Origin of the sequence: Nonomuraea sp. NPDC049421, assembly GCF_040677005.1 — a bacterium.
Lineage (GTDB): Bacteria > Actinomycetota > Actinomycetes > Streptosporangiales > Streptosporangiaceae > Nonomuraea > Nonomuraea salmonea.
Window position 1 is genome coordinate 1 of the sequence record NZ_JBFAQA010000065.1, and the last position, 10,531, is coordinate 10,531.

16 protein-coding genes are annotated in these 10,531 nt (G+C 65.4%); 11 read left to right on the top strand and 5 right to left on the bottom strand.

Going from position 1 to position 10,531, the window contains the following annotated elements; genetic code table 11:
* Positions 1-220 precede the first annotated feature (220 nt).
* Positions 221-532 carry a hypothetical protein gene (locus AB0K18_RS49915; RefSeq protein WP_364930146.1) on the bottom strand — a complete coding sequence of 104 codons (312 nt, stop codon included), beginning with the start codon at positions 530-532 and terminating at the stop codon, positions 221-223.
* Positions 533-628: 96 nt separating this feature from the next.
* Between AB0K18_RS49915 and AB0K18_RS49920 the strand changes: the two genes are divergently transcribed.
* Positions 629-910, top strand: coding sequence for a winged helix-turn-helix domain-containing protein (locus AB0K18_RS49920; RefSeq protein ID WP_364363404.1), 282 nt, complete (start codon positions 629-631; stop codon positions 908-910).
* A gap of 194 nt (positions 911-1,104) precedes the next feature.
* On the opposite strand, the gene AB0K18_RS49925 is transcribed toward AB0K18_RS49920, so the two are convergent.
* A complete protein-coding gene (locus AB0K18_RS49925) occupies positions 1,105-2,568 on the bottom strand; it encodes a hypothetical protein (RefSeq protein ID WP_364930149.1) in 1,464 nt (487 codons plus the stop codon).
* A 179-nt stretch (positions 2,569-2,747) separates the two neighbouring features.
* Between AB0K18_RS49925 and AB0K18_RS49930 the strand changes: the two genes are divergently transcribed.
* Entirely contained in the window at positions 2,748-3,230 is a 483-nt protein-coding gene (locus AB0K18_RS49930) for a hypothetical protein (protein WP_364930151.1), read from the top strand.
* Between the two features lie 116 nt (positions 3,231-3,346).
* On the opposite strand, the gene AB0K18_RS49935 is transcribed toward AB0K18_RS49930, so the two are convergent.
* Entirely contained in the window at positions 3,347-3,907 is a 561-nt protein-coding gene (locus AB0K18_RS49935) for a hypothetical protein (protein ID WP_364930154.1), read from the bottom strand.
* Between the two features lie 280 nt (positions 3,908-4,187).
* On the opposite strand from AB0K18_RS49935, the gene AB0K18_RS49940 reads away from it, so the two are divergent.
* Together AB0K18_RS49940 and AB0K18_RS49945 are read left to right on the top strand one after the other, a co-directional pair.
* Positions 4,188-4,424, top strand: a complete 237-nt coding sequence (locus AB0K18_RS49940) for a hypothetical protein (RefSeq protein ID WP_364930156.1) — start codon at positions 4,188-4,190, stop codon at positions 4,422-4,424.
* A 201-nt stretch (positions 4,425-4,625) separates the two neighbouring features.
* Positions 4,626-6,179, top strand: a complete 1,554-nt coding sequence (locus AB0K18_RS49945) for a TROVE domain-containing protein (RefSeq protein ID WP_364930159.1) — start codon at positions 4,626-4,628, stop codon at positions 6,177-6,179.
* Here the strand turns inward: AB0K18_RS49945 and AB0K18_RS49950 are convergent.
* Positions 6,176-6,697 carry a GNAT family N-acetyltransferase gene (locus tag AB0K18_RS49950; protein ID WP_364930161.1) on the bottom strand — a complete coding sequence of 174 codons (522 nt, stop codon included), beginning with the start codon at positions 6,695-6,697 and terminating at the stop codon, positions 6,176-6,178. The genes AB0K18_RS49945 and AB0K18_RS49950 overlap by 4 nt on opposite strands.
* Positions 6,698-6,765: 68 nt before the next feature.
* On the opposite strand from AB0K18_RS49950, the gene AB0K18_RS49955 reads away from it, so the two are divergent.
* From AB0K18_RS49955 to AB0K18_RS49980, 6 genes are all read left to right on the top strand, one after another.
* Positions 6,766-7,257 (top strand): Imm21 family immunity protein, encoded by a 492-nt coding sequence (locus AB0K18_RS49955; protein ID WP_364930163.1) that lies wholly within the window; start codon positions 6,766-6,768, stop codon positions 7,255-7,257.
* A gap of 196 nt (positions 7,258-7,453) precedes the next feature.
* Positions 7,454-7,723: a hypothetical protein gene (locus AB0K18_RS49960; protein ID WP_364930166.1), complete on the top strand. Its 270-nt coding sequence runs from the start codon at positions 7,454-7,456 to the stop codon at positions 7,721-7,723.
* A 44-nt stretch (positions 7,724-7,767) separates the two neighbouring features.
* Positions 7,768-7,953 carry a hypothetical protein gene (locus AB0K18_RS49965; protein WP_364930169.1) on the top strand — a complete coding sequence of 62 codons (186 nt, stop codon included), beginning with the start codon at positions 7,768-7,770 and terminating at the stop codon, positions 7,951-7,953.
* The gene (locus AB0K18_RS49970) at positions 7,953-8,399 is read left to right on the top strand and encodes a hypothetical protein (RefSeq protein WP_364930171.1); all 447 of its coding nucleotides are present in this window, start codon (positions 7,953-7,955) and stop codon (positions 8,397-8,399) included. The genes AB0K18_RS49965 and AB0K18_RS49970 overlap by 1 nt, the downstream gene beginning before the upstream one ends.
* Positions 8,400-8,462: 63 nt before the next feature.
* On the top strand, positions 8,463-8,915 hold the full coding sequence (locus AB0K18_RS49975; RefSeq protein WP_364930174.1) for an NUDIX hydrolase: 453 nt from the start codon (positions 8,463-8,465) through the stop codon (positions 8,913-8,915).
* A 33-nt stretch (positions 8,916-8,948) separates the two neighbouring features.
* Positions 8,949-9,329, top strand: coding sequence for a hypothetical protein (locus AB0K18_RS49980; protein ID WP_364930177.1), 381 nt, complete (start codon positions 8,949-8,951; stop codon positions 9,327-9,329).
* Between the two features lies 1 nt (position 9,330).
* Here the strand turns inward: AB0K18_RS49980 and AB0K18_RS49985 are convergent, their stop codons facing one another.
* The gene (locus AB0K18_RS49985) at positions 9,331-10,020 is read right to left on the bottom strand and encodes a LysR family substrate-binding domain-containing protein (RefSeq protein ID WP_364930179.1); all 690 of its coding nucleotides are present in this window, start codon (positions 10,018-10,020) and stop codon (positions 9,331-9,333) included.
* Between the two features lie 54 nt (positions 10,021-10,074).
* Between AB0K18_RS49985 and AB0K18_RS49990 the strand changes: the two genes are divergently transcribed.
* Positions 10,075-10,446, top strand: coding sequence for a DUF5997 family protein (locus tag AB0K18_RS49990; RefSeq protein WP_364930182.1), 372 nt, complete (start codon positions 10,075-10,077; stop codon positions 10,444-10,446).
* Positions 10,447-10,531: the final 85 nt, after the last annotated feature.

A 10,531-nucleotide genomic window follows, 5' to 3' on the forward strand; every position in this document is an offset into this window, starting at 1 on the left:
CTCTGACCGCAGGGCAACACATGGCCGAGGAACGGCGACCGGCGAACGTACACGCGAAGCCGGGCTTGACGCTCCGTCCCCGGCCCGCTGCCGCTACGCGGTGAGTCGACGGCGTACGAGGTGGTGGGAGTGATCGGCATGCATACATGAGGGGTAGTGATGGCAGCCCGATGCGTTTCACGTCTGGGCTGCCATTGCGGGTGAGCCGCAGTTCGGTGGCTTACCGGGCGGCTCCGTCCAGCAGGGCCGCCCAGAGAGTCCATGCGTCGTTGATCGACATCGTGTGCGTCTCGTGCACCACATGCCCGCTGTCGTGCTGGACGGTGCGCCGGATGAAGCCTCTGGCTCCGCTGGAGCACAGCTCATACACCGTGGCCTTGCACGAGCAGGTCCAGGCCAGCGGGCGAGGTCGTTCGAGGGCGTCGCAGGGTGGCGCCCACTCTATGCGTTGATGATCTTTTCGCAGCGTGCGTACGTGACGGCTTGCGCACTCACCGATGGCGATGCCACGGAAGTTCTGAGCTGGTGTCATGGCGGCATCATAGGCTCATCAAGCTATAGCGCGCTATAGCGCACCTAGCGCGCTGTCCATCGCCATGGCGCGGTATGCATCCCTAGCGTTGCTGCAATGGTGGAGTTGAAGGCGAATCAGCCCAGGTGGCGGCAGGTGCACGCGATCATCGCCGAGCGCATCCGCACGGGCGAGTACAAGGCAGGGGAGCGCATCCCGTCCTTGATCGACCTCATCGAGGAGTTCGGCATCGCCAACGCCACCGGCCAGAAGGTCATGCGCGCCCTTCGCGCGGACGGGCTGATTCGTACGGAGCCCGGCATGGGCAGCTTCGTGACCACGCCCGAAGAGCGCAAGGAGATCGAGGCCGAGCGGGCGAAGCGCTCGAAGTCTGAGTGACCAACTGAGTGACAACCGCCGTGGACGGCCGTGGACGCTGGTGATCTTCCACGGTATGAAGGTCCAGGTGAGAGGCCGTTCGACCAGCCATCCCACCTGGCTGTGAGGCGACTTACAAGCGAGGGGTCACTGGTTCGAACCCAGTACCGCCCACCTGTGTAACAGTGCAGTGATCTTGTCACCTCGGATGCCGACTAGTCGGTGTTTGGTCGCTGGGCTTTTCTTCCGTGAACATCTAGGTAGTCATGACCGAGGATCAGGGAGTCCACGCTTACTGTTTCCCGGTCTGTCCGTATTTCGTGTGAGCCATCGAAGGCCTCGGTTCGGAGTTTGAATCGGCTCACGTTTTCGACCTCGAAGACGTGCAGTTGCCAACGCTCACTTGGGGAGTCGTGGCCCATTGGTGGGTGGGCTAGGACGACGACGGTGGAGGAATTTTGCGGGGTTTCGTAGATGGTGTGTGCGGCCGTGTACTTGGCGAACCGGAGATTCGCCTGTATCGGTACGTTGAGATCCCGTCCTGTCGGGAGGAGCGAAGGCGGCGCCTCTGGTGCGGTGATTTCCTCAATCCATTCTTTCGTGGCCTCCGGGAGTTGTTCCGAGCTGTTGGTGCGATGTAGTTCGTCGGTGAACCAGGGGGTCAGAGCGGGATCGCCGTTTTTGATCCACGTCTCCACCAGGTTGCGGAAGGCTTTCTCGCGACGGCGGCCTCGGAGGGTGCCTGCGGCCAGGATGTCCGTACCCGCGCCGGCGAGTGCGTCGGCGAGCGGTCGGACGGGGACGCGATCGGAGAGGTGGGCGTAGCGGACCATGCGGATCTCCAGCATCACACTGTGCAAAATCCTGGCGGCGACCAGGACCGCGCCTTTCGGTCGTGGTCGCCGTCGCTCAGATGTGCGGCGGGTTCGTTGCCCAGGAGGTGGGGTCTGCTGGTCGGCGGTCTGGCCGGCGGTGGAAAGATGCCAGGCATAGTCATGGGGGTACACGGTGCCGCTGGTGGCGCGCAATTCTCCGCTTGCGCCGATGCCGATGACTATCTTTCCCGCTTGGCAATGCAAGGCGACTCCTATTCTGTCGTCGGAGTCAAAATGGATGTTGGTGATGTCCTCCAGCCACAGCTTCAATTCGGGTGGTTCTCCCGCCTGTAGGCCACCGTTGTAGCGGCGGGGCGGGACCAGGACGAGAGATCCGGTCATTCGTGTGCCAGCACGTTCGAGTAACAGTGTGCGGATTTCAGCGGCGGCGAAGTCGTAGTCGGTTCCGAGTTCGAGCGCAGCGTCGGCGGTCAGCGGTATCGTCGAGGGCCTTACCTGGCCTCGATAGTCCCTGGAGCGCGGAGGGTTCGCTGCTGGTGGCGGCAGTAATCGTTCCAAGGAGTGGCCCGCCGTCGCGGCCTGCTCTACCATCCGGCTTCGCCGCGCCGATCCGAGGTCGGCCATCCAGGCGAGGGCTGCGCGGGCGCGCCGTTCCCGCCCGACGGAGGTGTACGCGGTCGCAGCATGGAACAGCGGAAAGGTGTTGTTGTCCCACACGTCCGCGACCTTGTAGATCGTTTGCCGGTCGTAGATTCGTGCGTCTGCTGATGCTTCCGCGATCTGTGCGAGCGACCTGTCCAGCAACGAGCCCAAGGCTCTCAGCGCCGTCCCCATTTTGCTCATTCCGACGGGATATCACGGGCGATGTGGAATATGCAGCCGTACGCACAATCGAGAGGGAATTGGTTATAGCCCGATACCGTCCACGCGCATCTGGAAGCACCTGACCTTCGAGCCATGGGCCTGTCGTGTCGTATGCTTACGCGCAGGCGCTCGCCGGGTCGCTGGTCTAGCCTTGCCGCATGATCATGGAAGATCGACTCGCTGCTATCGATCGCCTGCTGGCCTGTCCTTTTCCGAGTGAAGAAGAGCAAGGGGCGCCGGCCGACAAGGGATATGAGGGGTATCGCTCCAGCGGGCCCCATAGTCACTTGTGCTTTCTCAAGGCCAGCCAGGACTTCTGGGACGATCGCAGCGAGGACGTCGTCGAGGGTGCCGAGAAAGAGATCGCCGCTGCTTTCGAGGAGGTGGCGGTCGCGCTTACGTCCCGCTGGGGTCGGCCGGAAGTGGTCGATCTGTGGCCTGGGCTGGGGGATGAAAGCTCACCGGTGCCTGAGCCGGTGAACGAGCTGCGCAACTACAGCGGCACGATGTCCGTGTGGTATCCGGGCGCCGGTCGATGGGTTGCGCTTGCGGTGGGTCAGGCTGATCCGGAGTTCCCGGTCCTGTTGCTCGCTGCCATCGGCGAGACGTCCTCTCTTGACGCCTTCAGGCCCGACCGGTGAACCCTGTGATGTCCGGTTGAGGCGCTTGCCTGGCGTCCAGCAGGTCGGACTGCGTGGCCGGTTCCTCGTGACCGGGGAAGGCGGAGTCCGCCTGCTGGACGATTTCCGGGGGCTGGCTAGATGCCCCACGCCGGGATGGTGACGACGGTCTTACGTGAATAGTCGTCCATGCCTTCCACGATGATGGCGGGAGGCTGGGACACCAGCGTGCCTAGACCCTGGCTGTAGCCCCAGAGGTCGATGATGAAGGCCTCCTGGTCCCATTCGGAGAGCTTGCCGTTGATGTCGCCCTTCGTTCGGCCGGCGACGAGGATGTAGTGGTTGTCGTACCCACCCTTTTTCAGCTCGACGATCTCGATGGGAACGGTGAATTTCGGCGCGTCCTTCTTGAGCGCGTAGATGCACAGGTGGGCGAACAGGATGCAGGTCAGTGGGCGGTCGAGGTTCTGTGAGACGATCTCACCGCCGGCGACCCAGTAGTCAGGGCTTTGCTTCCATGTCCTGGCCTCGGCCGGGGTGAGGTTGTGGTCGTCCGAGGGCTGGTGTAATGCGATTTTCCGCTCGATCTCCCCGGCGGCTTTGAGTTTCACGGGGTCGGCCGGCTGCCTGATGGGATTGGCGACCAGTAAGCCCTGGTAGGAGCCCAGTACTTTGCGTGCGACTTCGGCATCGCTCATCTGCGTACCCCTCCATCATGCGCGGCGCAGTCCCTGGCCCCCGAGGCGTTCCGCGCAGGCTCCATTCTGTGCCTGCGTGCCAGGGCGGCGAGTATCCGGACGGGGACATTTGGCTGGCGGCCGCCTGAGGGGTGTCGGCGTCCGAGGTGGGGATGTTTCGGACAAGATCCATCCTTTTCGGACAAGATCCACAATCGGCGACGTTCTAGATCAACAAGTCGTAGCGTGAGGCCATCCGTACGGGCGGCGCGTGCGTCGCCCCTGAAGGAAGGACGATGTCATGCGACAGAAAGCCGCACGTCTCGGCGTGACGCTGGCTGTGGCCGGCACCCTTGCCGCCGGGGTCCTCACCGCGGCTCCGGCCAATGCCGCGGCTGCGGGCTGGTTTCCGTATCAGGGTTTCCGGACGCTGACGACCTGCGTCCAGGCGGGGACGGCCAAGCTCATCATGGAGAACTACAAGGAGTACGACTGCCGCTGGGACAGCCCGTTCTACATGCTCTGGCTGAGGAAGTAGCGGGATAAGATCTCCGGGAACGTGCCCGGTGCGCAGGCGAGGATTTCTTCTCCCGTGTGTCGCAGGTTCGAGTCCTGTCCGCCGGCTTCGGCCTCGGTAGCTCAGTTGGCAGAGCATCGGTCACAGCGCTTCGCCGCTTCGATCTCGGGCACGTTCTTTTGATTGAATTCCTCTCGTGCGCACGTTCGAGAGGAATTCACGGTGACGTCCGATGTCGTGACGGAGTCCATACCGTCGGGCAGGACGTACGGAGGCGCCCCAGGGTATGCGCGGGACGCCAAGGGCGAGCTCTTTCTCGTCGCGGTCTCGAACATGGTCGGCGAGGACACCTATTACGAGCGGGCCGGTGATCGCGACGGCCGGTTCCGGCGGCTCGTCCACCAGGTGGCCGTCGAGGACGGTGAATGGCTGGCCCGATTCCTGCCGTGGCTGCGTACCGAGGCGAACATGCGCTCCGCGTCGCTCGTCGCCGCGCTCGAAGCGGTCAAGGCGCGGCTCGCCGCGGGTCAGCATGGGCTGAACCGGGGGCTCGTCGACGGAGTGCTGCAGCGCGCCGACGAGCCGGGCGAGGCGCTCGCTTATTGGACGGCCACGTACCGGCGATCCATCCCGAAGCCGGTCAAGCGCGGCGTCGCGGACGCCGTCCAGCGGCTCTACACCGAGCGGAGCCTGCTCAAGTACGACACCGGCTCCAAGGGGTTCCGGTTCGGGGACGTCATCGACCTCGTCCACCCGGCCCCACACCCGGACAAGCCATGGCAGGGGGACCTTTTCCGGCATGCCCTCGATCGGCGCCACAACCGGGACAACGGCCTTCCCGAGTCGCTCGAGGTTTTACGGCGGCGCGCGTACCTGATGTCGATCCCCGTCGCCGAGCGGCGCGCGCTCATCACCCAGGGCCGGCCCGCGGCGACGCTCGCCGGCGCGGGCATGACCTGGGAGGCGCTGGCCGGATGGCTCCAAGGGCCCCTGGACGCGCAGGTGTGGGAGGCGATCATCCCGAGCATGGGGTACATGGCCCTGCTCCGGAACCTGCGCAACTTCGACGCGGCCGGCATCGGTGACGCCGTCGCCGAACAGATCATGGCGAAGCTCGCGGACCCGGACGAGGTGGCCAGATCGCGGCAACTGCCGTTCCGGTTCTACTCCGCGTACCGGGCCTCCTCGTCGTCGCGGTGGGGGCCCGCGCTGGACCGGGCGCTCACGCTGGCGACCTCGAACGTGCCGTCGTTCAAGGGGCGGACGCTCGTCCTCGTCGACACGTCCGCGTCCATGACGTCGGGGGCGGTCGCGGCGCGTTCGTCGGTCTCGCCGGCGCAGGCGGCGGCGCTGTTCGGCGTCACGCTCGCCGTCCGTGGTTCACAAGTGGATCTGTACGGCTTCGCCGACGGGGTCTTCGAGCACCCCGTTTTTGCGGATGGCGCGGTGCTGGCGGAGATACGGCGGTTCTGCCGGCGGATCGGGGAGGTCGGGCACGGTACGCGGATCGCGGAGGCCGTGCGGAGCACGTACCGGGGGCATGATCGCGTCGTCATCCTGTCGGACATGCAGACCATGACGCGCTCCATCGGGCGCGGCGTCACGTCCGCCGCACCTGAGCATGTCCCCATGTACGGCTTCAACCTTCAGGGTTACCGCTACGCCGCGATGCCGACCGGGCGGGGGAACCGGCACGAGTTCGGCGGTTTCTCCGACTCCATGTTCGCGTTGATTCCTTTGCTGGAGGCCGGGGGTGACGCCGGCGGGCCGTTCTAGGCGGTCGGGACCCAATAGCGGCGCTTCTGGTCGGTGAGGTCGATCAATTGCCCGCCGTTGGCTTCGATGACCCGCCGGGAGGCGACATTGGTCTTGTCGCACATGACCAGCGCCCGGGAAATGTCCAGGCTTTTCGCGATCGGGAGCGCCGCCGCCAGCATGGCCGTCGCGTGGCCCTGGCGGCGTGCGCTGGGCCGGACGTCATAACCGATGTGACCGCCCCACTTCTCCAGAGCCGGAGTGAGGTGGTGGCGGATGGCCATTCTTCCGAGAAATTGCTCGCCGTCGGCCCACCACAGGGTGGTCATCGGCACGAATCCGGGGCGTACGCCGGATGCGGTCCGCTCGTTGATGACGCGCATGGTGTACGCCTCGAAGGCCGCCGGATCCACGAGAGCCTGTGGGTCGACGTCCTCGACGAACCACGGCACCGGGTAATCCTGGTCCGCGCGGAACTCTTTTACCGCGGCCACGAACGACGTCCTCAGTCTGCTGGTCGGGTCGATCAGTTCCGGCATGGCGACCATGATGCCCGGGAGGGTGTGGGGAACCAAGCGGGTTACGGCGGCGTGGGAAAGGACGGGACGTGCGGATCTGGGTGGAGTCCTCAGGCGGACCGCTGGCGCTCGTGCCTGCGGAGGCGTTGCACGAGTGGACCGGCGTGAACGGCGCCGACTACGACGCGGCATGCGCGGTGGACGGCTTCGGGGTCATCGGGTTCGGGAAAGACCGGTCGGCATTGATTCTCTGGGATGAACCTGCGCGGACCACGTTCTTCGAGCGGCTCTTCGTGCAGTGGATGTACGCCGATTCCGATGGTGACGTGGAGCGGGCGGTGTCGAGATTGTGCGACGTCGTCTGGGAGCAAGGGCCGATTGTTGACGTCGGCGGGCTGATGGTGCTTCTCGACGCCGCGGCGCCTGGACCGGAGGTGCGGATCGACCAGGCGCGGGGCGAGATGGATGCGGAGGCGATCAACGTCGAGATCGAGCCGGGCTTTTATCGGGTGGACCGCGGCGAGGTCAGCCCGGACGAACGCACCCGCGTCCGCTGCTACCGCCTCGTCGCCGTCACCTAGGCCGATCCCGAGCGGCGACAACAGCACCAGCTCCGGACGAGCGGCTTGCAGGTCGGCGGTATGTGGAGTCTTTCCGCCGGGACGCTTCTGCTTGCGACCCGATGTGGCCGTTTCAATGCCAACGATCTTCGTAGCGGATCATCATGTAGCGCAACGGTACGGACACGCACAGTAGTGCCCGGACAGGCGGAGCGGCATGAGGGAGGAGCTGTGGGTTGCATGGCTGAATGTCAGTGCAAAGACCGCAGAGAAGATCCAGCATCGCCATGGACTGAGCGCCCTTGAGGTAAGGGACGCGGTCGTGTGCCGTGAGGGACTGGTGTACACCTGGCACCATCATCCGGAGCGTGGCGTCCGAGCCCTGGTGCAGGTGCGCATACGGGGGATGACGACGCTGGTCGTCCTCTATCCCGCCACTGAACTTGACGGTGATGTCTACAACCTCGGCAGCGCGTACCCAATCTGATCGTCGCTGGTCTCAAGCATGCTCTGGAGGGCATCATGACGTACATGAGCGCCAACGATTTCTACGAAGAGGACGAACCCGTCCAAGGCATCCTTGAGGCGTTCGAGCGTGGCGAGAAGCGGGTGACCCGCAGGCCCGATCGTGGGTTCAACGAGCACCTGACGATCGTGGGGACGCCCACGGTCGGGGAGACCAGGACGAGCGGCTCCGTGCTGGTCAACGTCTGCTGATGGCCGCACCCATCGATATTCAGCTCATCTTGTGTGATGCGGCTGTCTCTGATCCGAGCGGCAAGGTGCACATGCTCGGCGCCGGTTGGTCCGTAACCGGAGCGCCTATCGCGCCACATGCTGTCGTCGTGCTGATGGGCATCCCGTGGGATCGCGCGAACCAGAAGATTCCACTTCGGCTCCAACTCTGTGATGAGAACGGTCAGCCGGTTCAGGTGACCAAGCCGGATGGCGAGCGGACGCCGGTCGTTCATAGCGGCGATCTCGAGATAGGGCAGCCGCCCGAGCTTGCGGCAGAAACGCTGATCGATGCGGCATTCAGCGTCAGCATTCCTCCTCTCCAGCTTGGACCTGGGCGTTACCAATGGCGAGTTCAGGTGGGCGAGCAGTTGGTCAGCAAGTTGTTCACCGCTCAGCAGGGACGCGACCAATACAGGTCGGAGTAAGCGGGTACAGGTGGCGCGGTTCGGGCCGTTGTGAGGGGCGAGGGTGTGAGTGATCAAGGTGGTGTGCGGTTCGTACGGGCTCGGGCTGCCGCTGGGGCGCTGTTCTTTGATGAGGGCGGCCGGGTGATGGTGGTCACGCCTACGTACAAGCCCACGCTCGACATTCCGGGTGGGTTCGTGGAGCCGGGGGAGAGCCCGTATGAGGCGTGCGTCCGGGAGGTGTGGGAAGAGCTGGGGATCGAGCCTCATATCGGGCGGCTGCTCGTGGTCGATTGGGCGCCTGATCCGGTGGCGGGCGAGCTGGTGTTGTTCGTGTTCGACGGCGGGGTCTTGCAGGGTGAGGTGCTTGAGGGGATCACCTTTGCGGACGGCGAGCTGAGCGCCTTCGCTTTTCGTTCCGTTGAGGAGCTCGACGGGTTGCTGATCGAGCGGCTCGCTCGTCGGGTCAAAGCCGCCGTCGCCGCACGGGAACGCGGCCTGACCGGTTATCTGGAACATGGTCGGGCCGTTCGGTAGCGGTACCTCTCGTGGTCGCGGATGATCGAGTGCGTGTACGTGAGGTTTCAGAGCCCTGTCCCGAATGCGCGGGGCGTCTATCCCGGCGTGTTCGGCCTCGTCAACGTGCTGGCCAAGCATGGGCGGCTGTCGCCCGAGGAGGAGCGTTTCCGGGACGAGAACCATGCGTGGTTCCACGCGAATCTGGTCGATCCGAGCGACGTCGATCCCCACGTCTACGATCGCGTGCTGAACCCGAAGGCCATGGCCTGGTTCAAGCCGACGGCCGCCCATCTACTCGAGCGAGTGCCCGGTTATCTGGCGATTCTCGCCGCTCATGGTGTGGATTGCGTACGCGTCGAGATGGCCGACCCCGGGAAAGTCATTTATGAGGACGCTCATCAAGTCGTCGTGATCCCCTACGAGGCCAGGTAGCTCAGCGGCGTCGGCCTCTGCGGTTTTTGGGGGGAGGGGTGCGGCGGTTTTGTGCCGGCTTTTTGGGTTTTTCGGGGGTGGTGGGGCGGGGGCGGCCGCGGGAGCTGTTGACCGTGCGGCCGCGGACTATGCCGATGAAGTCCTCCATCAGGTCCGTCGTCGCGTCCGTCAGCCAGGTCAGGCCGATCTGGGATTGCGGGGCGTCCGTCACCGGCCGGTACGTGAGGTCTTTGCGGTGGTACAGGCGGGCCAGTGACTGGGGGACCAGGACGAGGCCGGCGCCGGAGGCCACCAGCGGGATGGTGTCGGCCGTGGTGGGCGGGCGGGTGAAGGCGGGGCGGCCGGGGAGCGCCGTCCACTGGAGAGCGTCGTCCAGGGGATGGAAGATGTCGTCGTCGGCCAGGTCGGCGAGCGTCACCTCGTCGGCGGCGGCCACCGCGTGGTCCTTCGGCGTCACGACCACCGTGGTCTCGACGTACAGAGGGATGACGTTGAGACCGTCGCGGTCGATCGGGAGCCGGACGAAGCCGGCGTCGGCGCCGCCGTCGCGCAGGAGCGCCACCACCTCGGGGGTGGGCGCCATGGACAGGGTGATCGGTACGTCGGGCAGCCGCTCGGTCCAGACGTTCACCCACTTCGCGGGGGTCACGCCGGGCACGTACGCCAGCCGGAACGTCTCACCATCGGTCACCGCCACAGCGTACCGATGTCAGCGAACCCCTCCCGACTGGCTACGCTTGGCGCCATGACCTCGTCCAAACCGAAGAGCATTCAGACGATGAAGCCCGAGACGGCGGCCAAAAAGCTGGGTGTCCTCTTCTCGGCCACCCCCGCCGAGTTCCGTGCGGGCGTCGTCTCCAGGGACGAGCTGAACGCGCTGCAGGCCAACCCGCCCGCCTGGCTCACCGACCTGCGCCGCAACGGCCCGCACCCCAAGCAGGTCGTGGCCGCCAAGCTCGGCGTCTCCATCTCCGGCCTGGCCAGGGCCGGCATCACCGAGCCGCTCACCACGGCCGAGATCGAGCAGCTGAAGGCGGAGAACCCGGAGTGGCTTGAGCACGAGCGCGGCGTCCAGGCCGAGGCCCGTAAGGAAGCCGCCCGCCTCAAGCAGGGCTGAAGCGTTCTCATGTGGTGAGACCGAGGAGCTGGAGACCGTCGGCGGGGTGGCTGCGGTAGTGGTCGGTGGCGGCGGTGATGTTGGT